Source organism: Arthrobacter sp. SD1074B, assembly GCF_056780195.1.
In genome coordinates this window covers 1,797,258-1,821,858 of the sequence record NZ_JBRAZT010000001.1, presented here as the reverse complement: position 1 = coordinate 1,821,858, position 24,601 = coordinate 1,797,258, and the positions used below count along the sequence as shown (strand labels likewise).

Below are 24,601 nucleotides of genomic sequence, written 5' to 3'. Positions count from 1 at the left end.
CTATCACTTTTGGTTGTTCTGGGCGTGGCAGAGGGACCATAGGGTAAAGAGCATCCCCTACACCTTCCGGTGGATCGACTTGTAGCTGAGGTAGGCGTTGAGGCCCTCGACGCCATATTCGGTGCCGAGGCCGGAATCGTGCCGGCCGCCAAAGGGCGCCGCATGGTTGGAGGCGAAGAAGTTGATGCCCACCGATCCGGTATCCATCTGCTCCGCCACCGCCATCGCGGTCCCGGGGTCGGAGCCGAACACCAACCCGCCCAGGCCGAACTCGGTGTTGTTGGCCAACGCGACCGCTGCATCGGCGCTGCCTCCCGCGTCGTCGTACTTCAGGATGCAGATGACCGGTCCAAAGATCTCCTCGCGCGAGATCCGCATGTCGGGGGTGACGTCGGCGAACACGGTCGGCTCGACAAAGTAGCCGCCTTCCAGCCCGCCGCCCAGCGACACGGCGCGGCCTCCGGTCGTGGCACGGGCGCCTTCGGCCAGGCCGGACTCCACGTATTCCAGAACGGTCCGGTACTGGGATTCCGTGGCGCACGGGCCAAACACGGTGTCAGGCTCCAGCGGGTCGCCCTGCTTGGCTGCCGCGATCGTGGCGGTGACAATGTCCACCACCTCCTCGTACCTGCTGGCGGGTGCCAGGATCCGGGTCGAGATGTAGCAGGTCTGCCCGGTGTTGCGCAGGCAGGAGCGGATCAGCACCTTGGACATGGCGTCCAGGTCCGCGTCCGGCAGTACAATCGCACTGGATTTTCCGCCAAGTTCGAGGGTGACAGGGCGCAACAGTTCGCCGCACGCCGCCGCGATCTTTCGGCCCACCGGCGTGGAACCCGTGAACGCCACCTTGTCCACGCCGGGGTGCTTCACCAGCTGATCCCCCAGCCGGCCGGATCCGGTGACAAGGTTGACGACGCCGGCCGGGACACCGGCCGCGGCCACCGCGTCAATGACCACCCGGAGGGACAACGGGGTGGGAGACGCCGGCTTGATCACCACGGTGCAGCCGGCCAACAGCGCCGGGGCCAGCTTGATGACCACGAGGTTGATCGGAAAGTTCCACGGTGCGATCAGGGCGCACACGCCCACCGGATCGCGCCGGACAACAGATTCCCCGCCGCCCTTCGGGAAGGCCCGTACGTCCTCACGCTCCAGGTACTCGGCCAGGGTGGCGAAGTAGCGGAGGATCCCCGCGGCGTTGGCGGCGGCCCCGGCGGATTCGGATACCGGCGAGCCGTTCTCGCGGGTGTTCGTCAGGGACAGCTCCCCGGCCCGCTTCTCCACTTCCTCGGCGATGCGCAGCAGGTACGCGGCGCGGACCGACGGCGCCAGCCGCGGCCACTCGCCGGCGTCGAAAGCCCGGCGTGCGGAGGCGACGGCGGCGTCGACGTCTTCGGCGGTGCCGTCCGGCACGGAGCCCCAGGCTTCGCCGGTGGCGGGGTCCGTGACCGTGTTGCGGCCGGTACCGCGTGCCGGGATCCAGGCGCCGTCGATGAAGAGGTCGTCGACGTGGGTGTAGGGCAGTTTGAGCGCGGCGCGGGCGGCCACGGCGGGGGCCTCGTGGGTGGCGGCGGTCATCGGATGACCGCCGTCTTGAGCAGCGCGGTGGAGCGATCCAGGTCGGCGATGGCCATCTCGAACGCGGCCTGGGTGATGAGCTCGGGCACGATTTCCGAGGTCAGCCGCTCGGTGTAGGTCGCCGGGTCCATCTTGAACCAGGAGGAGGCCAGGGCGATCCCAGCCTGGTCGAAGCGCCACAGCCGGTCGGCGTCGCGCATCAGTGCGTCCTCCAGCGAATAGGCCACCGGGCGGGTGTCATGCCCGTCAATGATCGCGCAGACGCGCTCGATGAATTCAGCGTCGTAGCCCAGGTCCGGTAGTACCCGGCGGGCGACGTCGCAGCCCTGCTTTTCGTGTTCATACCGGATGGCGGCCTTGCGCCAGTCCCCGGCGAAGCCCTCGGAGATGATCCGGGATTCGTCCACGTGGGCCCAGCCGGTGTCGTGCAGCACGGTGGCCACCCGGACCAATTCGGCGTCGGCATCCGGATAGGCCCGGCAAAGCCGCTCCGCGTAGGCGAGCGAGATCGGCAGGTGAATGTCATTGCCGCGGGTGCGGGTCTCGTGCACTACTGCCCGCCAGAGCCCGTCCAGTTCTCCTAGGGCCGCGGGGGTAGTGGCGATCGGGGCCGTGTCCACCGGTCCCGGCGCCGGAATCGGCCGGACCGGATAAGCGGCGGCGAAGTCCGCGGCCGCGGGGTGGGCAGGGGCGATAGTGGTAGTCCCGGCTGCGGCAGTGCCGGCGTCGGCGACCGGGGTCTTGGGGGTGGTCATAGTGCTCCTTCGGGTGGGGCTGGCCGGAGGCGGCTAGCTGTCCGTGGTGATCGTCTTGAGGGGTGTAGCCGGGTCCGCGGCGGCGTCGGCGGGGATGTTCTGGCCTTTGGCGAGGGCGTTCTTGACCGCCATGAAGTCCAGCGGCGCGTTGACGCAGTCCGCGGCGATGATGCGGCCCTGCCGGTAGTAGAGGACGCTGAACTTGCCCCGTTCCTGGTCCTGCCGCAGAACCGTCTGGTCGTAGCCGCTGCAGAGTCCGGCGATCTGGAGCTTGAGGTCGGCCTGGTTGGACCAGAACCACGGGATGCCGGCATATTCCTCGCGCCGCCCGGTGAGCGAATAGGCGGCCACCTTGGCGTGCTCGATCGCGTTGTTGACACTCTCGAGCCGGATCCGCTCCCCCGGTTCCGAGCCGGGGACCGGGTTGGGCATGTTGGCACAGTCGCCGATGGCCACCGTGGTCCCGTCCGAGGCCAGCGCGAAGCGGTCCACGACGATCCCGTTGTCCACGGCCAGGCCAAGCTGTTCGGCCAGCTGGGTGTTCGGGATGACGCCGATGCCGACCAGTACGATCTGCGCGGGCAGCACCGTGCCGTCCTGGAGTTCGACGCCGGCGACCCTGCGGCCGTCGCCCGGGGCGTTGTCACCGGCGCCGGCTGCGGTGAAGCGCTTGGCGCTTGTGTTCAGCCGGATGTCCAGGCCCCGGGCACGGTGGGCCTGGAGGAAGTACTCGGCGGTTTCCTCGCCGACGGCGCGGCCCACCAGCCGCGGACCGAATTCGAGCACGGTGACGTTCTTGCCCATCTTTTGCAGGCTGGACGCGGCTTCGAGGCCGATGAATCCGCCGCCGATCACCACCACGTCGGTGGCGTCCCCCACCCGGGCCTTGAGCGCCAGGGCGTCGTCGGCGTTGCGCAGGTAGAGGACGCCGTCGAGGTCCCCGCCCTCGATCTCCAGTTTTCGGGCGCGGGCGCCCACGGTGAGGGCGAGCCGCGTGAAGGGGAACTGCCGGCCGGAGGAGGAATGCGCCACCCCGGACCCGTCGGCTTCCTTCTCGATCCGGACGATGTATTCGCCCTTGACCAGCTCCACGTTGTGCTCGGCCCAGTACTCGTTGGAACGGAAGATCAGGGATTCGCTCTCCACCGTGCCCTGCAGGAACTCCTTGGACAGGGCCGGGCGCTGGTAGGGCCGGTGGTCCTCGTCGCCGAGCAGGGTGATGTGCTCGTCGAAGCCGAGCGCGCGCAGCGACACCGCGAGCTGCACGCCGGACTGGCTGGCGCCGATGATCAGCAGGCCGGTGCGGGTGGGGCTTGCAGTGTCGGGACCGGCTGCGCCGGCCGTTTCGGCCGACGTCTGCTGCGCCGCGGCAACGTGGGTTTCCACGGCTACACCTGGGTTTCCGGGGTGGTGACAAACAGTTCGATCTCGTCCGTCAGGCGCAACTGGCAGGACAGCCGCGAGTTGTCCTCGCGGTCCACGGCCGTGCCGTAGAGCATCTCGTCCTCCATGTCCTCCATCGGTGGAAACTCCGCGAGGCAGTCCTCGCGGACAAAGACGTGGCAGGTGGCGCAGGACAGCGAGCCGCCGCATTCGGCCACGATGCCGGGGACGCCGTTGCGCACCGCGGTCTCCATGACGGAATCCCCGGGGTTGCCCTGCACGTCGCGGACGGCGCCGTCGGCGTCGGTGAAATGAACCGTTGGCATTGGTCCTCCTTGGGTAGAAAGTCGCTTGGAAAGTTGGAGCGGGCGCTCAGATGAACTGGCGGCCGCCGTCGACCACCATGGTCTGGCCGGTGTAGTAGGAACTGTCCGGGCCGGCCAGGAAAAGCGCCGCACCCACGATGTCCTCCGGCTGGCTGGCCCGCTTGATGGCACCCCGGTCCACGCCGTAGTTCTCGGCGTTCTCCATCAGCCCATAGCTGGCTTCGGTGAGGGTGAAGCCGGGGGCGATCGCGTTGACGGTAATCCCCCGGCGGCCCAGTTCCTTGGCCAGCACCCGGGTCAGGGCCACCACACCGCCTTTCGAGGCGACGTAGTGCAGCCACTGCTCCGAGCCGCTGAAGATCGTGGCACTGGAGAGGTTGATGACGCGCCCGCCCTCGGGCAGGAACGGGCTCGCCGCCCGGGTGACGAGCCAGGGGCCCTTGAGGTTGACGTTCATCACCAGGTCCCATTCGGCCGGGTCAATGTCCTCGAACGGGCTGCGGGTCACCCCGGCGTACACCGCCGCGTTGTTGAGCACGACGTCGATGCTTCCGCTACCGAAGTCCGCGCAGTCTTTCGCGAGGGCCTCGGTGGAGTCGACGCTCGTGACGTCGGCGTGGAAGGCGGCCGCTTCGGCCCCAGTATCCAGGACCAGTTTGGCTGTTTCCTCAGCGCCCGCCAGGTTCACGTCCGCCACCGCCACGCGGTAGCCGCGGCGGGCGAAGCCGAGCGCGAACGCCCGGCCCAGCCCGCCGGCGGCACCGGTAATCAGGACAGTGCGGGCCGGCTGGTCCGTGCGCCCGTCTTCTGCGGGGTTCATCGTCGCATCAGACATGGCTGTGGCTGTGCGCCCCGGGTCCGGTGACCGCCAGTTCGTCTTCGGCGTCGAGGATCTGCACGGTCCCCTTGGTGCCGTCCACCCGCAGCCGCTGTCCGGTCTTGATCGTGGTGGACGCGGAGCCGGTCCCGGTCACGGCCGGGAGGCCGTATTCCCGGCAGACGATCGCCGCGTGGCTCATCATGCCGCCGATGTCCGTGACCGTTGCCTTGATCTTGCCGAAGATCGGGCCCCAGGACGGTGCCGTGACGGTCGCGACCAGGATTTCGCCCTGCTGCACTTCGGAGAGCTGGTCGGCGTCGGTGACGACGCGGGCCAGGCCCTCGACGACGCCGGGTGAGGCCGCCATGCCGCGCAGGCCGCCGCCCTCCACCGCTTCGCCCTCACCCAGCCACTGCTGGACCTGCTCGGTGGTGATGCCCCAGAGCATCCGGGTGAACGGTTCGGTGATGATTTCCGGCGGGGTGTTCAGCGCGGGCGCCGGCCGCGCCGTCTTCAGCGCGTCCACGATCCCGCGGCGGCGTTCGGTCTCCTCCGGCCAGTAGTCCGGGCCGATGGGCTTCGCGCCGACGCCCCAGCCCGTGACGAGGTCGAAGAGCGCGTCGCGGACCTCGTTGCGGCCCAGGTAGAGCAGGTCGTCCGGCTCGGTCCAGAAGCCCTCGCCCTGCATCATGCGGCTGAGCTCGCGGATTTTGCGCCAGAAGACGCCCATGGTCCAGTGCTCGATGTAGAAGTTGTGGTTCTCCACGTACGGGTAGGCGGTCGCGGCGAGCCCGCGCTTGGCGTCGAACAGTGCCTGGTTTTCGCCTTCCAGCAGCTCCCGGTATTCCTCGATGATGCGGTCGCGTTCGAGGATCAGGGCCTCGACCGGACGCATGATTTCCTGGCCCTCGTCCACGCGGCGGATGTAGTCCGCGATGTAGCCGAGCGGGATTTCCTGGTGTTCGTTCCAGTACTTGTCGTGGCCGTAGAAGCCATTGCCGACGGTGAAGTTGAACCACGGGTCCTTGGCGGCCTCGTACTGGGCAATCCAGCGGTCCCCGCCGGGGGCGACCGCGATCGCAGCGAGGGTGGCCTCGACGTCGTCGGTGTTGCCGAAGCGGGATTGCAGCCCGAGTTCGACGGCGAGCTTGGCGAGCTGCTTGAGCTCGTCATCCGGACGGAACAGCTCCATGTCCACGCCCTGCACCATGGTGGCGATCGACTGGTCCGGGATGTTGGGGAAGACCTGCTTGCAGAAGTTGAAGAAGTCCAGGTAGGCGATGTAGCCGAGGTTGAGGAACTCGAAGTGGTACTGCCAGTTCTGGTAGGCCAGCTGGATGAGCCGGTCGTAGCTTTCCAGCAGCTTCTCGGAGCCGTCCTTGCCCTTGCCGGAGAGGATATCCTCCATCGGGACCACGTCCGGGAGCTTGGGGAAGGAGATGGTTTCCATCTCGTCGATGGTGCCCTTGACCTTGACGTGCCACTGCTTGAGGAGCTGGTCCCAGTTCTGGAAGTAGTGGCCGACGCGCTGCTCGAACAGGGGGACCCGCGCGGCGATCTGGTCCTCGGGGACCGGGATGGGCGACATGTACAGGTAGCCCAGGTGCACCCTGAATTCGATGCCGTTGGCGTTCGGGATCATCAGATGCCGGGCGTTGTACTGGCCCAGGCACTTGACCGCGAATTCGCCGCCGATGGTCTCGAAGGGCTTGAACACTGTGGGCCAGTGCTGGCTGTCGCAGAACCAGAACTTGGCGTCCTCCTGCTCTTTGAGCTTGTCCTGGAAGACCAGGTAATACGGGTAGATCTTTTCCCAGCCCTCGGCGCCGGCGGGGACCGCGAGCTCGGAGGGTTTGGGGAAGGACTTCAGGGACATGGCGGTCCTTTCAAGGCGGGCTCATCGTTGAGCCGTGGTGGGAGGGCGGAACGGGGGGCAATAGCGGGTACTAGGCGGACGCCTTGGGCGTCCCGGCGCTGAATCCGCTGAATCCGCTGAAGAAGCCTCCAGCGACCACCGGTTGCGGGGCCGTGACGACGGCGGGCTTGGAGGAGTGGACGGTTTCCGGGCGGGACTGCAGCAGGAGCAGGTTCGCGCCGTCCGGCAGGTCCGTGTCAAGGGCCCACTCGATGTCCTGCGGGCACTTGTAGTGTTTCTCCGCGCGCTTGGCCATCAGCGCAACGGCGCTGAGTTCAGCGTCGCTGAGGCTGCGCCGGCCGCGGCGTTCGGCGTCGATTTCCCGCTCCACCAGGCGGCCGGCAACGGCGTCCGGGACGAGTTCGGCGTGCTTGTCGCCGAGGTGTTCGGAGATGACGGCCAGGGTGACTTTGTCCAGCATGATGTTGTCCGGGGTGACCTGGCCCGAGACCACCATCTCGCCGACGCCGTAAGAGGAGTCGACGGTGATCTTGGAGCGGTCGCCGTTGGTGGGGTCCATGGTGATCGCGACGCCGGAGACGCGGGCGTTGACCATCTTCTGCACCACGACGGCCATCGAGAGGCCCTCGTTGGGGATGTTGTTCTTCAGCCGGTAAATGATGGCGCGGGAGGTGAACAGCGATGCCCAGCACTGCCGGATGTGATCGGTGACGGCCTTGACGCCGTGCAGCCAGAGATAGGTGTCCTGCTGGCCGGCGAAGGAGGCGTCCGGGAGGTCCTCGGCGGTGGCGCTGGAGCGCACGGCCACCGGCACGGGCGCCTCGAAGCGCGACATCAGGGCCTCGTAGGCGCCGACGGTGAGCTCGCGCAGCGCTTGCGGCACCGGGCGGGAGCAAATGTCCTCGCGGATGGCGGCCGAGACCCTATCCACCTGGCCCATGTCCTCGGGGTCGAGGTCGGCCAGGAGCTGGTGAATATGCCGGGTGATGCCGGCTTCCTGCATAAAGGCGTCAAACTGCGCGGTGGTGACCACGAAGCCGGGCGGGACGGGCATGCCGGCGGAAGTCATGGTGACCAGGGACGCGCCCTTGCCGCCAAGGTTGTCGAGCTTCGGTTCGATGCCGCCGTCGAAGAACTGGATGTATTCGTTGCTTTGCATATTCCTTAGGCCTTCCAGCTGACGGGGACGGTCTCGGGGACGCGGAAGGACAGGTTTTCGCGGAAGGTGATGGCTTCCGGGTTCTCCAGCTGCAGTTCCGGGGCGAGCCGGGCCACTTCCTCAAGGGCGATCTTGGCCTGGAGCTTGGCGAGCATGTTGCCCAGGCAGTAGTGGATGCCGAACCCGAAGGAGAGGTGCTCGCGCGCGTTGGGACGGCTGATGTCGAAGTCCTCGCCGGCGTCGAACTTGTTCTCGTCACGGTTGGCAGAGCCCATCAGGAGCAGCAGCTGCGCGCCTTCCTCGATGGGGATGCCGCCGACTTCCGTGTCTTTGAGCGCCTTGCGCCGCCAGCCGACGATCGAGCCGGCGTAGCGGAGCACCTCGTCGATTGCGGCGGGGATCTTCTTGGGGTCCTCGACCAGCTGCTTCCACTGGCCGGGGCGGGCCAGGAGCTCGCGGAGGGCGTTGGAGATCAGCGTGGTGGTGGTCTCGTGGCCGGCGAAAAGCAGGCTGTACAGGACGGAGGCGATCTCATGGTCGGAGATCTCGGCACCCTCCTGCTGCGCCTTCACCAGGTCCGCGGTGAGGTTGTCGCCGCCCTCCTTGTGGGCCACCTTGACCAGGCGGAGGCATTCCTGCCAGTACTCCACCAGGTTGCGGGCGTGCGGGATCTGTTCCTCGTCGCTGAGGTCGCCCCAGGTCATCGCCGCGCGGGAATCGCTCCAGCGCTTGAAGGTGTCCACCTGGGAGACATCCGCGCCGATCAGGGTGAGGATGGTGATGGTGGGGACGTCGTAGGCGAGATCCTTGACCATGTCGCCGCGGTGTTCCGGGTGGGCCAGCATCTTCTCCAGCAGGTCGACGACGTTCTGCCGGATGAATGGTTCCAGCGCCTTGTAGCGGCGCGGCGTGAAGGCTTTCTGGACCACGGCGCGGATGCGGGTGTGCTCCGGCGGGCGCCGGGCCGACAGGCCCGAGTAGGCGGTGAACCCGCCCTCTTCCATGATCTTCTTCGCCGCAGCGCCGCGCTCGCGGACCGGGGCCTGGGCATTTTCGCTGGAAAAGGTCTCCCAGTCCTCAAAGACGGCCTTGATGTCGTCATAGCGGGAGACGACGTAGAGGCCCACCCGCTCGTCGAACATCACGGGCTGCTCGGCCCGGAGTTCAGCGTATGCGGGAAACGGATCCTTCATCTGGAACGGCTCATAGCCGTGGTGCCCTGCGGGGGCTTCGGCGCCGTGTCCAAAGGGACAGCGGCCGGCCGTTTCCGTCGAGGGTGACATCTAAGCTCCTAGGTTTTCGGTCCCGCCGGCAGCGCCAGTGCATGCCGGGGTTCTTATCTCCCAGTGTGGCCCCGGTCACTCCCCGCGGATAGCGTGTGCTTCCACTGGGTGGAAAGGACTTGTTCTAGGGCCGGGCCCGGCCGATCCCCCTGGACAGCGTCAGGCCGGGGGTGCGGGGTGCGGCCCGCGGTGCGGGGGCACTTCGACGCGGCCACGCCGCCAACACAGCGGCCGACATCGAAGATTGCCGTCAAAGTGCATGCCGTCAAAGCTCCCCCGGACGGACCCTCCGGCGCCGGGAGCAGACAGCACCCGGGGCGTGCCCGGCTCAGTCCGTGCCGGCGACGTGGCTGCCCAGCAGCGTCTCCAGCGGGATCCTCGCGGTGGCACGCTCAATCTGGGCTGCGATGCCCCGCAGGACGGGCAGGTGCCGGGTCATTGTGGCGGCCTGGCTGGTGGGAAGCACCAGGCCGATGGAGGCGCCGATCCTGCCGGTGTGGAAGACAGGGACCGCGATCGAGCAGGAGCCCAGCCGCACTTCCTCCAGCGTGGTGGCGTACCCCTGCTCCCGGATCTGGACCAGTTCCGCGGCCAGCTTTTTGGGGTCCACATGGGTGTGGGCGGTGTGCCGCTCCAGCTGCCGGTTCAGGTACGCGTCCCGGACCCAGTCCTGCTCGTAAGCCAGGATCACCTTGCCGACGGCGGTCGCGTGCATGGGCAGCCGGCCGCCGACCCGGGAGGCCCTCGGCACCCGTTTTGAACCGTAAACGCGGTCGATATAGAGCACCTCGTGGCCGGCCCGGACCGCAAGGTGCGCGGTTTCCCCCGTGAGCGAGAACAAGTCCTGCACGTAGGGCCTGGCCGCGTCACGCAGCTGCCTCCCCGTGTTCTGCGCCAGCTCCCACAGCCGGATGCCCAGCTGGTAGCGCCCGTTCGGTTCCCGGGACAGGAATCCCCACGCGGTGAGTTCGGTGACCAGCCGGTGGGCGGTACTCAGCGGCAGCCCGGATTTCTCGGCGATCCCGGTCAGGCTGAGGGCACCACGGGATGTTTCGAAGGCTTCCAGGATGGCGAGGACCTTCGAGGTAACGGTCCTGCCGGGTTCGCTGCTGCCTCCAGCCATCCTGACCTCCTTGTCGAGGGCTCGCCTAGCCCTTCTGTTCAAAAAGCTCCAGTCCCTTTTCGAGCAACAGCCTGCTGGTCATCTGCTTCTGAGCTTCTCGGATGCTTTCCACTCCCCAGATTAGCGCCGTCAGGCTACATAGCCGCCGTGTCCGCACCGGCTGCGGGCGGCTCCCGGCGCGCTCCCGCCCGGTTTTAGCCGGAATCAACGACGCCGGCCCGGAGACGCGCCGGACTGTTCCGCGTGTCGGAATTAACAACCGGGCAGGAGCGCGGCCCGAGGCTCCCGGCGCGGATCCGGCACCCGCCGCTGTGCTACATTTCGGCCCATGACCTCGCACCCGCCCAGCCACCATGCCGACGCGCCCGCTGCCGCCGCGATCAGGCTCCTGGCGCGGCAGGGCTTTGACGCAACGTCGGTCGACGACCTGGCGGACGCCGCCGGCATGAGCCGCAGCACCTTCTTTCGGAAGTTCGGTTCCAAGGAGGACGTGGTTTTCGCCGACCACGAGCGGATCCTTCGCCAGGTGACCGAGAGCCTGGCGGAAACGATGCAGGAACCGCTGGCTGCGATCGAGGACGCCGCGCTGCTGGTGTTCAACCACCACGTGCGCAACCCGGAGACGTCCCGGGCGCGATACGAGCTGATGCAGGCCGTGCCGGCACTCCGCGACCGCGAACTGGTCACCTCCCACCGCTACGAAAGGGCCTTCCTGCAGCACCTGCTGGAAACGCTGCCCGACGTCGAGCACCGCGAATACCAGGCCGTGTCCTTCGCCGCGGCAGTGGTCGCGGTCCACAACGCCTTCCTCCGCCGCTGGCTCCGCACGGCAGCGGGTGCCGCAGAAGAAACGGCGGACCGCAGCAGGTCCACTGCGCTGGCGAACGAGCTCCGCGCCCTCTCCGACATCTTCCGGCCGGCGTTGCTCGGTACCGCCGCCCCGGCGCAGCCGTCCCCGGCCGTCGTGGTGACTGTCCTGACGTCGGGCGCGGACCGGGAGGCCGTGGTGCAGGCAGTCCGCGACGCCCTGCCCTGATCACCACCCGCCCTGACACTTAGTGTCTTGACGTGGAACTAAGTTTCAATGCATTCTTAGTCGATGTGGCCTGAGCCACAGCATGCGGGCGGAAGGCCTGCCGCCGAGACAGAGGACAAACACATGACGACGACGTCGCCCGGTACCGAGCGTGCCGCCCCAGCGGCCGCTGGCCAGTTCCCGGCTGGAACGGTGGAACCCGACTATGTCCTGACCGAGGCCCTGGGCACAGACCCCGCGTCAGTCTTCGCCGGCATCAGCGACGAGGACCGCGGCTACTGGGAACGCGCCCGGCACTTCGTCCAGGACGAGGTCCTTCCCGTGATCGACGGCTACTGGGAGCGCGCGGACTACCCCGTGCACCTGCTGCGGCGCCTGGGCGAGCTGGACCTGCTGCGCGACGGCGTCCCGGTGGACGGGTTCGCCCCGATGAGCAGCATGGCCGCCGGCCTGGTGAACATGGAAATCAGCCGCGGCGACGGCTCCGTGGCAACCATGATCGCGGTCCAGGGCGGCCTTGCGCTGCGGTCCATCGCGGAGTGCGGGTCTGCCGCACAGCAGGAGCAGTGGCTGCCGGCGATCGCCGCCGGCAAAGAATTCGCCGCGTTCGCGTTGACCGAGCCCACGCACGGCTCGGACTCGGTGGCCCTCGAATCCACGGCCACCGGCACGGACGGCGGCTTCCTGCTCAACGGCGAGAAGAAGTGGATCGGCAACGGCTCGATCGGCGGAGTCAGCGTGGTGTGGGCCCGGGGCGAGGACGGCCAGGTACACGGCTACCTGGTACCGCAGGACTCCCCCGGCTACGCCGCGACGAAGATTGAGGGCAAGCTGGCCCTGCGCGCCATCTGGCAGGCCCACATCCGGCTGGAGAACGTCTTTGTCCCGCAGGAGAACGTGCTGCCGGGGGCCCGGTCCTTCAAGGACACCGCCCGGGTGCTGCTGGCCACCAGGCTCGGAGTCGCCTGGTCCGCCGTCGGACATGCCACCGCCTGCTACGAGACCGCGGTCCAGTATGCCAAGCAGCGCCAGCAGTTCGGCCGCCCGCTGGCCGCCTCCCAGATTGTGCAGGAAAGGCTCGCCCGGATGCTCAGCGAACTGGCGACCATGCAGCTGATGGTCGTCCAGATGACCCGCCTGGACGAGCAGGGCTCGCTCACCCCGGAGCAGGCCTCGCTGGCGAAGTACACCTGCACCCGCACTGCCCGCGGCATTGCCTCCAATGCCCGGGACCTCCTCGGCGGCAACGGCATCCTGCTGGCAAACCGCGTCGCCCGGCACCTCGCCGACATCGAGGCCATCCACACCTACGAGGGCACCGAAACGATGCAGGCCCTCATCATCGGGCGCGGAATCACCGGCACCTCCGCCTTCGCCTGACCTGCGCCGCGCCTGTTCCCCCGAAAGGATTCCCTTGAACCAGAACGTGAACCAGAACGCCAACATCCCCGTCATCCTGGGCGGTGCCCGCACCCCCTTCGGCCGCTTCCGCGGCGGCCTTACCCCCTTATCCTCCAGCGAACTGGGCGCCCACGCCATCCGGGCGGCCCTGGAACGGTCCGGCGTCGGCCCCGAACAGATCGAAGCCGTCATCGTCGGCCAGGTTATCCAGGCCGGAGCAGGCCAGGGGCCCGCCCGGCAGGCCAGCCTGGCGGCCGGAATCGGCTGGGACGTGCCCACTGTCACGATCAACAAGCTCTGCCTGTCCGGGCTCACGGCCGTGATCGACGCGGCCCGGATGATCCGCGCGGGCGAAGCCGACTTCATCGTCGCGGCCGGGCAGGAATCCATGACCAACGCCCCGCACCTGGTGCCCGGGCTCCGCGCCGGCGTCGTGATCGGGGACGCGCCGATGCTCGACTCGCTGAACCGGGACGGGCTGCAGGATCCGGTCAGCGGCCAGCTGATGGGCGAAGCCACGGACGCGGGCAACGCCGAGCGCGGCATCACCCGGGCGGAGCAGGACGCCGTCGCGGCCCGGTCCCACCAACGGGCCGAAGCGGCACGTTCCGCCGGTGTGTATGCCGAGGAAATCGCCCCGATCGACGTTCCGCAGCGCAAAGGGCCAGCCCTGACGCTGGAGCACGACGAGGGAATCCGGCCGGAGACCACCGCCGCATCCCTGGCCCAGCTGCGCCCTGCCTTCTCGAAGGACGAAGCGGCCACCATTACCGCCGGGTCCTCGTCCCCGCTCTCCGACGGCGCGGCGGCCCTGGTGATCGCCAGCAAGGCGGCTGCGGAGGCTGCCGGGCTGGAATGGGTCGCCGAAATCGGCGCCCACGGCCAGACGGCGGGGCCGGACGGATCCCTGCACTCCCAACCGGCGCGTGCCGTCGAACTCGCCCTCAAGCGTGAGGGCCTCTCCGTCCAGGACCTTGACCTGGTCGAGATCAACGAAGCCTTCGCCTCCGTACTCATCCAGTCCGCCAAGGACCTGGGCATCGAGCCCGAGGACGTGAACGCGGACGGCGGCGCGATCGCCCTCGGCCACCCGGTGGGAGCCTCGGGCGCACGCCTGGTCCTGCACCAGGCGCTCGCGCTGAAACGCCGCGGCGGCGGCACCGGCGTCGTCGCCTTGTGCGGCGGCGGCGGCCAGGGCGACGCCCTAATCCTCAAAGCATGACCATCCCAACGAAGAAGCAGGCCATGAACACCATCAATCCCGAAGAAGGTTTCGGCACCATCTCCGTCGCGGCCATCCTGGCCGAATCCGCCCGCAGGACCCCGGACAGCATCGCGCTGATCGTCGGGGAGGACGAAACCAGCTACGGCAAGCTTTGGCGCGGGACCCGCGCCTACGCCGGGGCGCTGCGGGCACGCGGCATCGGGCCCGGAGATGCTGTCGCGGTCCTGATTCCCAACGTTCCGGACTTCGCGCGGGTGTATTACGCCATCCTGTCACTCGGAGCCATTGTGGTTCCGGTGCACGCCCTGCTCAAGGCGCGCGAAATCGAATACGTCCTTCAGGACAGCGGCGCCAGGATGTTGATCTGCGCCGCCGCACTGCTGCCAGAGGGAGCCGCCGGCGCCGCCGCCACCGGCGTCGATGTCCTGACCGTGATGGCGTCCGACGACGGGCTGCCGCGGCTCGAAGCCGAGGCCGCCGCGGCCGAGCCCATCCGCAGCTATATCCCCTGCCGGCCGTCGGACACCGCCACGATCCTCTACACCTCCGGCACCACCGGCAAGCCGAAGGGCGCCCTCGGCACACACTTCGCCCTGGTGGAACAGACGTCCGTGCTGCTGACGAGCGTCATGGACTTCAAACGGGGCGACGTCCTCTTCGGCGGCCTGCCGCTCTTCCATACCTTCGGCCAGACCGTCGTCCTCAACGCCGGGCTGCGCGCCGGCGCCACGATCGTGATGATGCCCCGGTTCAGCGGCGCCGGAGCCCTCGACCTGATGACCCGGCACAACGTCAACATCTTCCTCGGCGTGCCGACCATGTATGTGGCCCTGCTGGAAGCGGCCAAGGCCGGCGCCGCCCTGCCGCCGGGCCTCCGCTACGGGATTTCCGGCGGGGCGTCCCTCCCCCTGGCGGTGATGGATAAGTTCCGCGACGTCTTCGGGATCGATATCCACGAGGGCTACGGCCTCACCGAGACATCCCCCGTCGCCGCCTTCAACCACGTCGGGACGCCGCCCCGGCCCGGCACCATCGGGGTCCCGATCTGGGGCGTTGACATCGAGATTGCCCGCGCCGAGACGGTCGAAAGCATCGAGCTGCTGCCCGCCGGGGAACTCGGCGAGCTCGTCATCCGCGGCCACCTGCTGATGAAGGGCTACCTCAACCGGCCGGAGGCGACCGCCGAAGCGATCGTCGACGGCTGGTTCCGCACCGGGGACCTTGGCACCAAGGACGAGGACGGGTACCTGCGGATCGTGGACCGCAAAAAGGACATGATCATCCGCAACGGCTACAACGTCTATCCCCGCGAGGTCGAGGAAATCCTGCTGTCCCACCCGCAGGTGGTCAGCGCCGCCGTCTACGGCATCCCGCACGATGTCCACGGCCAGGAGATCGCGGCCGCGATCGTGCTCGACGCAGGATCCTCCGCCACCGAGGCCGAGCTGATCGAGTTTGCGAGCGGCCAGCTGGCGGCATACAAGTACCCGCGCGTCGTCAGGCTGCTCGCGGAGCTCCCCCTCGGGCCCAGCGGGAAAATCCTCAAACGAAACCTGGCCACCGAGTCCGCCGGAGCCCAGTAGGACGGGGGCGGGCTGCGCTGGGCCCGGGCGGGCCGGCCCGCCTGCTGGCATTGACGCTTATCGATATACTGGCGGTAAGTGCCGCAGTCACGCCGGTTAGTATCCCGCCCGGGACAGCGCCGATTGAAGAGCCAAGGGAGAACGCTATGCCCGCCGTCCGGGACTTCCAGTCGCCGAGCCGCTTCGGCTTCACGTGCTGCCAGGTGCCGGCGTGAAGTTTCTCCAGGACCCGCCCCGGTTCCTGTTCTTCACGGGCAAGGGCGGCGTGGGAAAGACGTCCATAGCGTGCGCAACAGCGCTTTCCCTGGCGAGGACGGGCAAGAAGATCCTGCTGGTCAGCACCGATCCCGCCTCCAATGTGGGCCAGGTCTTCGGGGTGGGCATCGGGAACACCCTGACGGCCATCCCGGGGGTGCCGGGACTTTTTGCGCTCGAAATCGACCCGGAGCAGGCCGTCGAGGCCTACCGCGAACGGATCCTCGCGCCCGTCCGCGGACTCCTGCCGGCGGCTGAACTGGCCGGCATCGCCGAGAGCCTCTCAGGTTCCTGCACCACGGAGATCGCCTCCTTCGACGAGTTCACCAACCTGCTCGCCGACGAAGGCTCCTATGGGGAGTACGACCATATCGTCTTCGACACCGCCCCGACGGGCCACACGCTGCGCCTGCTGCAGCTGCCGGGCTCGTGGACAGACTTCCTGGCTGCCGGCAAGGGCGACCCCTCCTGCCTGGGTCCGCTGTCAGGGCTCGAGAAGCACAAACAGGTGTACGCCAAGGCAGTCGAGGCCCTTACCGACCCGGCGAGGACCCGGCTCGTCCTGGTCAGCCGCGCGCAGACGTCGGCGCTGGCCGAGATCGAGCGGACCTATTTCGAACTCAACCAGATCGGGATCGGGGGCGCCTACGTCGTCGTCAACGGCGTCCTGCCTGAAGCCGCCGGCGGGGAGGAGTTGGCGCGTGCCCTGCGCGCCCGGGAGGCTGCAGCCATAGCGGCCATTCCGGCGGCGGTCGCCGGGCTGCCGCGCGATGTCCTGGAACTGAAGCCGGGCAACATGGTCGGCATTCCGGCCCTTGAGACCCTGTTCGCAGTTACGTCCGACGCCGGCGACGCGGCGGACGCGGGGCTGGTCCCTGCAGCCAAGGACGCCCGGATCGAGGACGCTCCGCTGGCCGCGCTGGTGAACGAGATGGAGGCCGGTGGCCACGGCCTCGTGCTGTGCATGGGCAAGGGCGGGGTCGGGAAGACCACGGTCGCCGCCGCGATCGCCGTCGCCCTGGCGAGACGCGGCCATGCGGTCCACCTCACCACGACCGATCCCGCAGCGCACCTCACCGAAACACTCCACGGTTCCGTGGACGGCCTGACCGTCTCGCGGATCGATCCGGAGGCGGCGATCGAGGCGTACCGCAGCCACGTGATGGCGACCAAGGGCCGGAGCATGGACGACGCAGGACGTGCGGCGCTGGCCGAGGATCTGCTCTCCCCGTGCACCGACGAGGTGGCCGTGTTCCGGCAGTTCTCCCGGGTGGTGCAGGAGTCCCGCCGGCGCTTCGTGGTGATCGACACGGCACCCACCGGCCACACGCTGCTGCTTCTGGATGCTACCGGTTCCTACCACCGCGAGATCGCCCGCCAGGTGGGCGCCACGATGGGGTTCGTGACGCCGCTGATGCGGCTCCAGGATCCGGCGCAGACCAAGGTGGTCCTGGTCACGCTGGCTGAGCCAACCCCCGTGCTCGAAGCGGAAGAACTGCAGGCCGACCTGGAAAGGGCCGGGATCCACCCGTGGGCGTGGGTGGTCAACAACTCGATCGCCGCCGCGCACCCCCAGACGCCGTTCCTGCGGGCCCGCGCCGTGGGCGAACTGGAACAGATCACGAAGGTACATGCCCTGGCGGACCGGGTTGCCCTCATTCCGCTGCTGCCCGAAGAGCCCACCGGCGAAGAAAAGCTCACGGCACTGACGGCCCTCAGCTCCCAGCCGGCCTGACGCGCAGCCCGCGGAACGGGTGCCGCCGGGAGCGGTGCGTTGTTAGCCCGGGCGCTGGGCCAGCAGCGCCTCGAGGTCCCGGGCCGTGGCCTCCAGCCTGGCGATCGTGTCCCGCTGGATCGCCCGCAGGTATTCGGCGTCGGACTCACCGTCCTGCACCCAGTTCTCGTCACCCGGCGAGTCCATCATCTGACGGGTGTTCGCGGTTGCGGTCCTGATGTTGTCCAGCATCGCCCGCAACCGGTCCCCAGGGGCGGGGGTCTCGGCATTCATGGTGTCCTCCTTGGTCGCGGCGGCAACAGTAGCTCCCTGGGACTACCCTTGCCGCCGGCGCACGGACAGCACAAGACCTAAAGGACCCGTGTTCGCCGTTCGATCAGGACAGTGTCCCGCCATTGGCCCGCAGCCGGACCGTACGCCATACGGGCGATCTTCTGCCGGCGTCCCACCACCCTGAAGCCGTGGGCGAGGTGGAGCCTCAGGCTCGGCCCGTTCTCCGGAAAGACGCTCGCCTGGATGGTCCAAATGCCGTCTTCTTCGGTCGCGGCAATCAGGGACCGGAGCAGCTTGGCGCCTATCCGCCGGCCGCGCGCTGCCTCGGAAACATAAATGGAGTGTTCAACGACACCGGCGTAGACCGGGCGGTCGGAGACAGCGGAGACCGCCGCCCAGCCAAGAATCCCGGCGTCGGGACCCTCCGCCACCAGGCGGTGGGACGCCAGCCGCGAAGCGTCGAAACGGCGCCAGTCCGGCGCCTCGACCTCGAACGTGGCCTGCCCGGTCGCGATCCCCTCCTGGTAGATCCGCCGGACCCCGGGCCAGTCGGATTCCTGCATTGGCCGGACGGTGACGCCGGCGGCGGTGCCCGCCGCGGCGCCGGCGGCGGTGCCCCGGCTCACAGGGACGCCAGGAGCCCGGCCGTCTGCTCGATCGCGCCGGGCACCAGCGAGTAGTACGCCCAGGTGCCGCGCTTTTCGCGGTGCAGCAGACCGGCGTCGACCAGGATTTTGAGGTGGTGCGACACGGTGGGCTGGCCCAGGTCCAACGGTTCGGTCAGATCGCAGACACAGGCTTCCCCGCCCCCGGCGCCCTTCACGATGGAGAGCAGCCGCAGCCTGTTCGGATCGGACAGGGCCTTGAACACGAGCGCCTTGCGCTGGGCATCCTCGGCGCTGAGGACAGCCTGGGCGGTCGGCGCGCAGCAGGACGCGTCGAGAGCCGGTTCGAGAGTTTCCACAGAGTTCATGTGTCTATTATGCACATGGATTGACATTCATCGATATAGTTGGAACTATCTCATATCGACAAGCATCAATCTTTTCCGAGCAGCTTCACAAGAGCAGCGCCAACGCAGCACAGGAGTCCCGTGAGCATCCAGACCGACCCGTCCCCCGGCCTTGAAAGCGACGCTGCTGTCGCCGTCAAGCTCTCCACCCTGGACCGCTTCCTGCCGGTCTGGATCATCGCCGCCATGGCGGTCGGCCTGCTGCTGGGCAGCTTCTTTCCGGGACTGGACACAGCGCTGGAGGCCGTCAAGGTCGGAGAAATCTCGCTGCCGATCGCTGTCGGCCTGCTGGTGATGATGTACCCGGTGCTCGCCAAGGTCCGCTATGACCAGACGCACCGGGTGATCGGCGACCGCAGACTGATGGTGACCTCCCTGGTCCTCAACTGGGTGCTGGCTCCGGCGTTCATGTTCGCCCTGGCCTGGATCTTCATCCCGGACCTGCCGGAGTACCGGACCGGCCTGATCATCGTGGGGCTGGCCCGGTGCATCGCCATGGTGATGATCTGGAACGACCTCGCCTGCGGAGACCGGGAAGCCGCCGCCGTCCTGGTGGCCATCAATTCCGTCTTCCAGGTCATCGCGTTCGGAGCCCTCGGGTGGTTCTACCTGCAGCTGCTGCCGTCCTGGCTGGGCCTGCCGACTACCAGCGCGGATTTCTCCTTCTGGTCCATCACGGCGTCCGTGCTGGTGTTCCTGGGAATCCCGCTGCTGGCCGGGTTCCTCACCCGCACCCTCGGCGAAAAAGCCAAGGGCCGCGACTGGTACGAAGCGACGTTCCTCCCCCGGCTCGGCCCGTGGGCCCTGTACGGCCTGCTCTTCACCATCACGCTGCTCTTCGCACTGCAGGGCGGCACCATCACGTCCCGGCCGCTGGACGTGGCCCGGATCGCGCTGCCGCTGCTGGTCTACTTCCTGGTCGTGTTCGGCGCCGGCATGCTGATCGGCAAGTGGCTGGACCTGGGCTACGCCAAAACCACCACCCTGGCGTTCACCGCCGCGGGCAATAATTTCGAACTCGCCATCGCCGTGGCGATCGGCACCTTCGGCGTCACTTCCGGTCAGGCCCTGGCCGGCGTCGTCGGCCCCTTGATCGAAGTCCCGGTCCTTGTTGCACTGGTTTACGTGGCCCTCTGGGCCCGCAAACGCCACTTCGCCGCCAGCTCCCTTTCCGCCTAACCCGAAAAGCTTCAGGAGAACACCATGAGCACCGACACCGCCAAGAAACCCTCCGTCCTCTTCGTCTGCGTCCACAACGCCGGCCGGTCCCAGATGGCCGCCGCCTTCCTGACCACCCTCGGCAAGGGTGAGATTGAGGTCCGCTCCGCCGGCTCCCAGCCCGCCGAGAAGGTCAACCCGGCCGCCGTCGAGGCCATGGCCGAGCTCGGCATCGACATGTCCGCCGAAATCCCCAAGGTGCTGACCACCGAAGCCGTCAAGGAGTCCGACGTCGTGATCACCATGGGTTGCGGCGATACCTGCCCGATCTTCCCCGGGAAGCGCTACGAGGACTGGGAACTCGAAGACCCGGCCGGCCAGGGCGTCGACGCCGTCCGTCCCATCCGCGACGAGATCAAGTCCCGTATCGAGGACCTCATCGCCTCCCTCACCCCCGCCGCCAAGTAACCAGGACCAGGAGCCTTCCGTGAGCAACCAACAACTGATCATCATCGGATCCGGGCCCGCCGGCTACACCGCCGCGATCTACGCAGCCCGGGCCGGGCTCGCACCGCTCCTCATCGCCGGGGCCGTCACTGCGGGAGGCGCCCTGATGAACACCACCGAGGTGGAGAACTTCCCCGGCTTCCCCGCCGGCGTCCAGGGCCCGGAGCTGATGGACGGACTCCAGCAGCAGGCCGAGAAATTCGGCACGCAGGTGGTGTTCGACGACGTCACCGAGGTCCAGCTCACCGGCCACCTCAAGCGGGTCGCCACCGGAGCCGGCGAGACGCACGAGGCGCCTGCCGTCATCCTCGCCACCGGGTCCGCCTACAAGGAGCTCGGCCTGCCGGAGGAGAAGAGGTTCAGCGGCCACGGTGTCTCCTGGTGCGCCACCTGCGACGGCTTCTTTTTCCGCGACCAGGACATCATCGTGGTCGGCGGCGGCGACTCCGCGATGGAGGAAGCGACGTTCCTGACCCGCTTCGGCAAGACCGTGACCGTCGTCGTGCGCAAGAACGAGCTGCGGGCCTCCCGGATCATGGCCCAGAGGGCCAAGGACAACGCCAAGATCCGTTTCGCCTGGAACTCGGCCGTCACCGCGATCCACGGCGACGGCAAGGTCACCGGCGTTACCTTGACGGACACCATCACCGGGCAAACCCGCGAGCAGGCGGCCACCGGCATCTTCGTCGCGATCGGCCACGTGCCGCGCACCGAACTGCTGACCGGCCAGGTGGAGCTCGACGCCGAGGGCTACATCAAGGTCGACTCCCCCACCACCGTCACCAACCTCAGCGGCGTCTTCGCCTGCGGGGACGCCGTGGACCACCGCTACCGGCAGGCCATCACCGCCGCCGGCACCGGTTGCGCCGCGGCCCTCGACGCCGAACGCTACCTCGCCGCCCTCGACGACGCGGACAGCATCGCCACCGCCCTGGTCGAGGACCCCACCCACGCCTGACCGACGCGGCCCCGGTCTTCCCAACTAACTCGCAGCAGGGGCCGTTTTGAGCCCTCAAAACGCCCCCAACTGTCAGCTCGTTGGGCACCGAACCCACCCCACCGGATGAAACAGAGGACACCATGGCTGTACCCAACACCCTTCCCGTAGTTGTCATCGGAGCCGGACCCATCGGCCTCGCCGCGGCAGCACACCTGCTCGAACGCGGCCTGGAACCGCTGATCCTCGAGGCCGGCCCCGTCCCGGCCGCGGCGATCGAACAGTGGCGCCACATCCGGTTGTTCTCCCCGTGGCAGTACAACACCGACGCCGCCGCGGTCCGCCTGCTCGCCGCGACCGGCTGGGAGTCACCGGAGCCGTCCGCGCTGCCCGCCGGCGGTGAACTGATCGACCGGTACCTCACCCCGCTCGCGTCGCTGCCCGCCATCGCGTCCCGCCTGCACACCGGCGCCCGCGTGGTCGCAGTGACCCGCCTCGGGATGGACAAAACCCACTCGCGCAACCGCAACACAACCCCTTTTGTGGTCCGGGTCGAACACACCGACGGCGAAGTCCGCGACTACCGGGCAGCAGCTGTGATTGACGCGTCCGGCACGTGGTCCATCCGCAACCCGCTCGGAACCTCGGGCCTGCGTGCCGTGGGCGAAGCCGCCGCGGCCGGCCACATCTCCTCGCCCCTGCCGGACGTCCTGGGACGCGACCGTGCAGCGTTTGCCGGCCGCACCGCTGTCGTGGTCGGCGCCGGCCACTCGGCTGCCAATACCCTGATCAACCTCTCCGAACTCGCGGCCCAGGTGCCTGGAACGAAGATCGTCTGGGCGATCCGCGGCGCCTCGGCCGCCAAGGTCTACGGCGGCGGCGACGCCGACGGCCTCGCCGCCCGCGGCCAGCTCGGCAGCCAGCTCCGCTCGCTCGTTGAGGACGGCACCGTGGAACTGCACACCGGCTTCGGGATCGCCGGCTTCGGGATCGCCGGCTTCGGGATCGCCGGCCTCGCGGCGGACCGCGGGGCCGCGGACGACGGCGTCATACTGACCGCCACCGACGGCCGCACCATCGGCGCCGACATCGTGGTCCCGGCCACCGGGTTCCGCCCGAACCTGGACATGCTTCGTGAACTCCGGCTCGAACTCGACCCCGGTGTCGAGGCTCCGCACGAACTTGGCCCGCTGATCGACCCCGAGTTTCACTCCTGCGGCACCGTGGAGCCGCACGGCGCCCGGATGCTGGCCCACCCGGAGCAGGACTTCTACATTGTCGGCATGAAGTCTTACGGCCGGGCCCCCACCTTCCTGCTCGCCACGGGTTACGAACAGGTCCGCTCCGTCGCGGCCGCCCTGGCCGGAGACCGTGAGGCCGCCGACACCGTCCAGCTTGAGCTGCCGGAAACCGGCGTCTGCTCCTCGGACATCGGCAGCAGCTGCGACGCTCCTGCCGTGGCCGACGTGGCCTCCGCGGGATTCGTAGCGGAAGCCTCCGGCGGCTGCTGCGGGGCGCCTGAACCTGTGCTCGTGGGATTCCCCACCGGGCTGGCCCACGGCCGCTCCGGCGGGAACTGACCTCCCGGGCAGGGGCGTCCGCTGTGCCTACGCACGCTCCCACCCGGGTCCTCTCCGCGGAGGGTGCACCGCGCGGCGGCCTGGCCGCGCTGTGCATTACCCAGACGACCGGGTGGGGCGTGCTCTACTACGCGCTGATCGCGGCGGTCCGGCCGATCAGCGAGGACACCGGCTGGGACCCGGCCCTCGTAACAGGGGCTTTCTCTGCAGGGCTGCTGCTCTCCGCGGTGGCCGGCATCTTCGTCGGCAGGATCCTCGACCGGACCGGGCCGCGCACCCTGATGGTCGGCGGATCCCTCATAGGAGTGCTGGCCCTGGTCCTGGTGGCGGCAGCGCCGAACCTGCCCCTGTTCTTCGCAGCCTGGTTGCTGGCCGGCGGTGCGCAGGCCGCAGTGCTGTACCAGCCGGCCTTCACGGTGATCAGCCGCTGGTACGGACCGGCCCGGCTGCGGCCCCTCACCATCCTGACCCTCGCCGGCGGATTCGCGTCCACCATCTTCGCCCCCGTCACCGCCGCCCTGACTGCCCAGTTCGGCTGGCGGGCCGCCTTTGTCATCCTCGCCGGGACCATGGCACTCATCACGGTTCCGCTGCATGCCCGCTTCCTGAACCGGAGCTGGTCCGCGTCAGCCGGCTGCACCGATGCCGGGGGCAAAACCGGCGGCACCAACGCCGGAGAGCACCGCGCGCTGGCGCGGGCTGTCCGGCGAAGCCCGGAATTCCTTGGCATGCAGGCACTCATGGTCCTCTCGGGCCTGGGCCTGTACACCGTGACGCTGAACATCATTCCGCTGCTGCTCGAAAAGGGCGCCGACTACACCACTGCCGCACTGGGGCTTGGCCTCGTGGGTGCCGGGCAGGTGGGCGGCCGGCTGCTGTTCGCCGCCATCCCGTCCGGTACCCGGCTGCCCGTCATCACCGGCACGGCGGCGGTCGCCCTGCTGATCCTGGCGACCCTGCCGGGTCCGGTGCCGGTACTGGTCGCCGCCGGAATGCTCGCCGGTGCGGTCCGCGGGGGCCAGACCCTGCTGCAGGCAACTGTTGTGGCCGACCGCTGGGGCAGCCGGAACCTGGGCACGCTGCAGGGGATCTTCTCGGCCCCGCTGACAGCGGTGATCGCCGTAGCCCCGGCTGCGGGCCCCGTGCTGGCGGCCTGGCTGGGAACCTACACCGCGATGACGTACGCCATGGCCGCAGCAGCAGGAACCGCGGCCGTCCTCGCCGCCGTCGGGGGCCTGCGGGCTGCCCAGCCGCGATAATGAGGGCATGGACATCCGCCTGCTGACCGTCCCCGGTTGCCCCCATGGCGCCTCAGCCCGCGAACTGTTCGCCGCGGCCCTGGAGCTGGAGAGCATCGATCCGGCACTGCACACGGTCACGGACATCACCACCACGGGGAGTGAAGCGGAAGCAGCGTCCTTCCATGGATCGCCGTCCTTCATCATTGACGGGACGGATCTCTTCCGCTCAAGCGCGGACCCGGCTGTCAGCTGCCGGGTGTACCGGAGCCGGAACGGATTGTCCGGCCAGCCGGACCTGGAATCCCTCCGCACCGCGGTCCGCGACCGCGGGCCCGTCGGACGCCCGGGGTCGTGA

23 protein-coding genes are annotated in these 24,601 nt (G+C 68.5%); 11 read left to right on the top strand and 12 right to left on the bottom strand.

What is annotated here, in order from left to right; all coding sequences use genetic code 11:
* Positions 1-57: 57 nt before the first annotated feature.
* The 9 genes from ACUYM2_RS08450 to ACUYM2_RS08410 all read right to left on the bottom strand — a co-directional run bounded on the left by ACUYM2_RS08450 (position 58) and on the right by ACUYM2_RS08410 (position 10,303).
* Positions 58-1,578, bottom strand: a complete 1,521-nt coding sequence (locus ACUYM2_RS08450) for an aldehyde dehydrogenase family protein (protein WP_481599667.1) — start codon at positions 1,576-1,578, stop codon at positions 58-60.
* A complete protein-coding gene (locus tag ACUYM2_RS08445) occupies positions 1,575-2,333 on the bottom strand; it encodes an HD domain-containing protein (RefSeq protein ID WP_481599666.1) in 759 nt (252 codons plus the stop codon). The genes ACUYM2_RS08450 and ACUYM2_RS08445 overlap by 4 nt, the downstream gene beginning before the upstream one ends.
* A gap of 33 nt (positions 2,334-2,366) precedes the next feature.
* Positions 2,367-3,629 (bottom strand): NAD(P)/FAD-dependent oxidoreductase, encoded by a 1,263-nt coding sequence (locus tag ACUYM2_RS08440; protein ID WP_481601443.1) that lies wholly within the window; start codon positions 3,627-3,629, stop codon positions 2,367-2,369.
* A 92-nt stretch (positions 3,630-3,721) separates the two neighbouring features.
* Complete coding sequence (locus ACUYM2_RS08435; protein ID WP_481599665.1) at positions 3,722-4,042, bottom strand: 2Fe-2S iron-sulfur cluster-binding protein; 321 nt, start codon at positions 4,040-4,042, stop codon at positions 3,722-3,724.
* A gap of 46 nt (positions 4,043-4,088) precedes the next feature.
* A complete protein-coding gene (locus ACUYM2_RS08430; protein ID WP_481599664.1) occupies positions 4,089-4,862 on the bottom strand; it encodes an SDR family NAD(P)-dependent oxidoreductase in 774 nt (257 codons plus the stop codon).
* A 7-nt stretch (positions 4,863-4,869) separates the two neighbouring features.
* Positions 4,870-6,738, bottom strand: a complete 1,869-nt coding sequence (locus ACUYM2_RS08425) for a PEP-utilizing enzyme (RefSeq protein WP_481599663.1) — start codon at positions 6,736-6,738, stop codon at positions 4,870-4,872.
* A 70-nt stretch (positions 6,739-6,808) separates the two neighbouring features.
* Entirely contained in the window at positions 6,809-7,897 is a 1,089-nt protein-coding gene (locus ACUYM2_RS08420) for a PEP/pyruvate-binding domain-containing protein (protein ID WP_481599662.1), read from the bottom strand.
* 5 nt (positions 7,898-7,902) lie between these two features.
* Entirely contained in the window at positions 7,903-9,180 is a 1,278-nt protein-coding gene (locus tag ACUYM2_RS08415; RefSeq protein ID WP_481599661.1) for a cytochrome P450, read from the bottom strand.
* A gap of 328 nt (positions 9,181-9,508) precedes the next feature.
* Positions 9,509-10,303: an IclR family transcriptional regulator gene (locus ACUYM2_RS08410; protein WP_441418611.1), complete on the bottom strand. Its 795-nt coding sequence runs from the start codon at positions 10,301-10,303 to the stop codon at positions 9,509-9,511.
* A gap of 328 nt (positions 10,304-10,631) precedes the next feature.
* Here ACUYM2_RS08410 and ACUYM2_RS08405 point away from each other — a divergent pair, with 328 nt between their 5' ends.
* The 5 genes from ACUYM2_RS08405 (at position 10,632) to arsA (ending at position 17,538) form a co-directional block, all read left to right on the top strand.
* The gene (locus ACUYM2_RS08405) at positions 10,632-11,339 is read left to right on the top strand and encodes a TetR family transcriptional regulator (protein ID WP_481599660.1); all 708 of its coding nucleotides are present in this window, start codon (positions 10,632-10,634) and stop codon (positions 11,337-11,339) included.
* Between the two features lie 123 nt (positions 11,340-11,462).
* Positions 11,463-12,719 (top strand): acyl-CoA dehydrogenase family protein, encoded by a 1,257-nt coding sequence (locus tag ACUYM2_RS08400; protein WP_481599659.1) that lies wholly within the window; start codon positions 11,463-11,465, stop codon positions 12,717-12,719.
* Positions 12,720-12,765: 46 nt separating this feature from the next.
* Positions 12,766-13,962 carry an acetyl-CoA C-acetyltransferase gene (locus ACUYM2_RS08395; RefSeq protein ID WP_481601442.1) on the top strand — a complete coding sequence of 399 codons (1,197 nt, stop codon included), beginning with the start codon at positions 12,766-12,768 and terminating at the stop codon, positions 13,960-13,962.
* The gene (locus tag ACUYM2_RS08390; RefSeq protein WP_481599658.1) at positions 13,959-15,548 is read left to right on the top strand and encodes a long-chain-fatty-acid--CoA ligase; all 1,590 of its coding nucleotides are present in this window, start codon (positions 13,959-13,961) and stop codon (positions 15,546-15,548) included. Before ACUYM2_RS08395 ends, ACUYM2_RS08390 begins: the two co-directional genes overlap by 4 nt.
* 211 nt (positions 15,549-15,759) lie before the next feature.
* On the top strand, positions 15,760-17,538 hold the full coding sequence (gene arsA / locus ACUYM2_RS08385) for an arsenical pump-driving ATPase (protein ID WP_481599657.1): 1,779 nt from the start codon (positions 15,760-15,762) through the stop codon (positions 17,536-17,538).
* 42 nt (positions 17,539-17,580) lie between these two features.
* On the opposite strand, the gene ACUYM2_RS08380 is transcribed toward arsA, so the two are convergent.
* From ACUYM2_RS08380 to ACUYM2_RS08370, 3 genes are all read right to left on the bottom strand, one after another.
* Positions 17,581-17,811, bottom strand: a complete 231-nt coding sequence (locus ACUYM2_RS08380; protein WP_481599656.1) for a hypothetical protein — start codon at positions 17,809-17,811, stop codon at positions 17,581-17,583.
* A 77-nt stretch (positions 17,812-17,888) separates the two neighbouring features.
* Positions 17,889-18,374, bottom strand: coding sequence for an N-acetyltransferase family protein (locus ACUYM2_RS08375; RefSeq protein ID WP_481601441.1), 486 nt, complete (start codon positions 18,372-18,374; stop codon positions 17,889-17,891).
* Positions 18,375-18,433: 59 nt separating this feature from the next.
* Positions 18,434-18,784, bottom strand: coding sequence for an ArsR/SmtB family transcription factor (locus ACUYM2_RS08370; protein ID WP_481599655.1), 351 nt, complete (start codon positions 18,782-18,784; stop codon positions 18,434-18,436).
* 120 nt (positions 18,785-18,904) lie between these two features.
* Here ACUYM2_RS08370 and arsB point away from each other — a divergent pair, with 120 nt between their 5' ends.
* From arsB to ACUYM2_RS08340, 6 genes are all read left to right on the top strand, one after another.
* Positions 18,905-20,002 carry an ACR3 family arsenite efflux transporter gene (gene arsB, locus ACUYM2_RS08365; RefSeq protein ID WP_481599654.1) on the top strand — a complete coding sequence of 366 codons (1,098 nt, stop codon included), beginning with the start codon at positions 18,905-18,907 and terminating at the stop codon, positions 20,000-20,002.
* Between the two features lie 24 nt (positions 20,003-20,026).
* The gene (locus tag ACUYM2_RS08360) at positions 20,027-20,449 is read left to right on the top strand and encodes an arsenate reductase ArsC (protein WP_481599653.1); all 423 of its coding nucleotides are present in this window, start codon (positions 20,027-20,029) and stop codon (positions 20,447-20,449) included.
* A gap of 19 nt (positions 20,450-20,468) precedes the next feature.
* Positions 20,469-21,446, top strand: coding sequence for a thioredoxin-disulfide reductase (trxB, locus tag ACUYM2_RS08355; protein WP_481599652.1), 978 nt, complete (start codon positions 20,469-20,471; stop codon positions 21,444-21,446).
* Positions 21,447-21,568: 122 nt separating this feature from the next.
* On the top strand, positions 21,569-23,005 hold the full coding sequence (locus ACUYM2_RS08350) for an NAD(P)-binding domain-containing protein (protein ID WP_481599651.1): 1,437 nt from the start codon (positions 21,569-21,571) through the stop codon (positions 23,003-23,005).
* A gap of 23 nt (positions 23,006-23,028) precedes the next feature.
* On the top strand, positions 23,029-24,264 hold the full coding sequence (locus ACUYM2_RS08345) for an MFS transporter (RefSeq protein ID WP_481599650.1): 1,236 nt from the start codon (positions 23,029-23,031) through the stop codon (positions 24,262-24,264).
* Between the two features lie 7 nt (positions 24,265-24,271).
* Complete coding sequence (locus ACUYM2_RS08340) at positions 24,272-24,601, top strand: hypothetical protein (RefSeq protein WP_481599649.1); 330 nt, start codon at positions 24,272-24,274, stop codon at positions 24,599-24,601.

Excerpts from the sequence above, each read along its gene's own strand:
- ACUYM2_RS08340 (WP_481599649.1), top strand. The coding sequence starts at position 24,272 with ATGGACATCCGCCTGCTGACCGTCCCCGGTTGCCCCCATGGCGCCTCA.
- ACUYM2_RS08430 (WP_481599664.1), bottom strand. The coding sequence starts at position 4,862 with ATGAACCCCGCAGAAGACGGGCGCACGGACCAGCCGGCCCGCACTGTC.
- ACUYM2_RS08375 (WP_481601441.1), bottom strand. The coding sequence starts at position 18,374 with ATGCAGGAATCCGACTGGCCCGGGGTCCGGCGGATCTACCAGGAGGGG.
- ACUYM2_RS08415 (WP_481599661.1), bottom strand. The coding sequence starts at position 9,180 with ATGTCACCCTCGACGGAAACGGCCGGCCGCTGTCCCTTTGGACACGGC.
- ACUYM2_RS08390 (WP_481599658.1), top strand. The coding sequence starts at position 13,959 with ATGACCATCCCAACGAAGAAGCAGGCCATGAACACCATCAATCCCGAA.
- ACUYM2_RS08370 (WP_481599655.1), bottom strand. The coding sequence starts at position 18,784 with ATGAACTCTGTGGAAACTCTCGAACCGGCTCTCGACGCGTCCTGCTGC.
- ACUYM2_RS08405 (WP_481599660.1), top strand. The coding sequence starts at position 10,632 with ATGACCTCGCACCCGCCCAGCCACCATGCCGACGCGCCCGCTGCCGCC.
- ACUYM2_RS08420 (WP_481599662.1), bottom strand. The coding sequence starts at position 7,897 with ATGCAAAGCAACGAATACATCCAGTTCTTCGACGGCGGCATCGAACCG.
- ACUYM2_RS08350 (WP_481599651.1), top strand. The coding sequence starts at position 21,569 with ATGGCTGTACCCAACACCCTTCCCGTAGTTGTCATCGGAGCCGGACCC.
- ACUYM2_RS08450 (WP_481599667.1), bottom strand. The coding sequence starts at position 1,578 with ATGACCGCCGCCACCCACGAGGCCCCCGCCGTGGCCGCCCGCGCCGCG.
- ACUYM2_RS08400 (WP_481599659.1), top strand. The coding sequence starts at position 11,463 with ATGACGACGACGTCGCCCGGTACCGAGCGTGCCGCCCCAGCGGCCGCT.
- ACUYM2_RS08380 (WP_481599656.1), bottom strand. The coding sequence starts at position 17,811 with ATGAATGCCGAGACCCCCGCCCCTGGGGACCGGTTGCGGGCGATGCTG.
- ACUYM2_RS08445 (WP_481599666.1), bottom strand. The coding sequence starts at position 2,333 with ATGACCACCCCCAAGACCCCGGTCGCCGACGCCGGCACTGCCGCAGCC.
- ACUYM2_RS08410 (WP_441418611.1), bottom strand. The coding sequence starts at position 10,303 with ATGGCTGGAGGCAGCAGCGAACCCGGCAGGACCGTTACCTCGAAGGTC.
- ACUYM2_RS08360 (WP_481599653.1), top strand. The coding sequence starts at position 20,027 with ATGAGCACCGACACCGCCAAGAAACCCTCCGTCCTCTTCGTCTGCGTC.
- ACUYM2_RS08425 (WP_481599663.1), bottom strand. The coding sequence starts at position 6,738 with ATGTCCCTGAAGTCCTTCCCCAAACCCTCCGAGCTCGCGGTCCCCGCC.
- ACUYM2_RS08435 (WP_481599665.1), bottom strand. The coding sequence starts at position 4,042 with ATGCCAACGGTTCATTTCACCGACGCCGACGGCGCCGTCCGCGACGTG.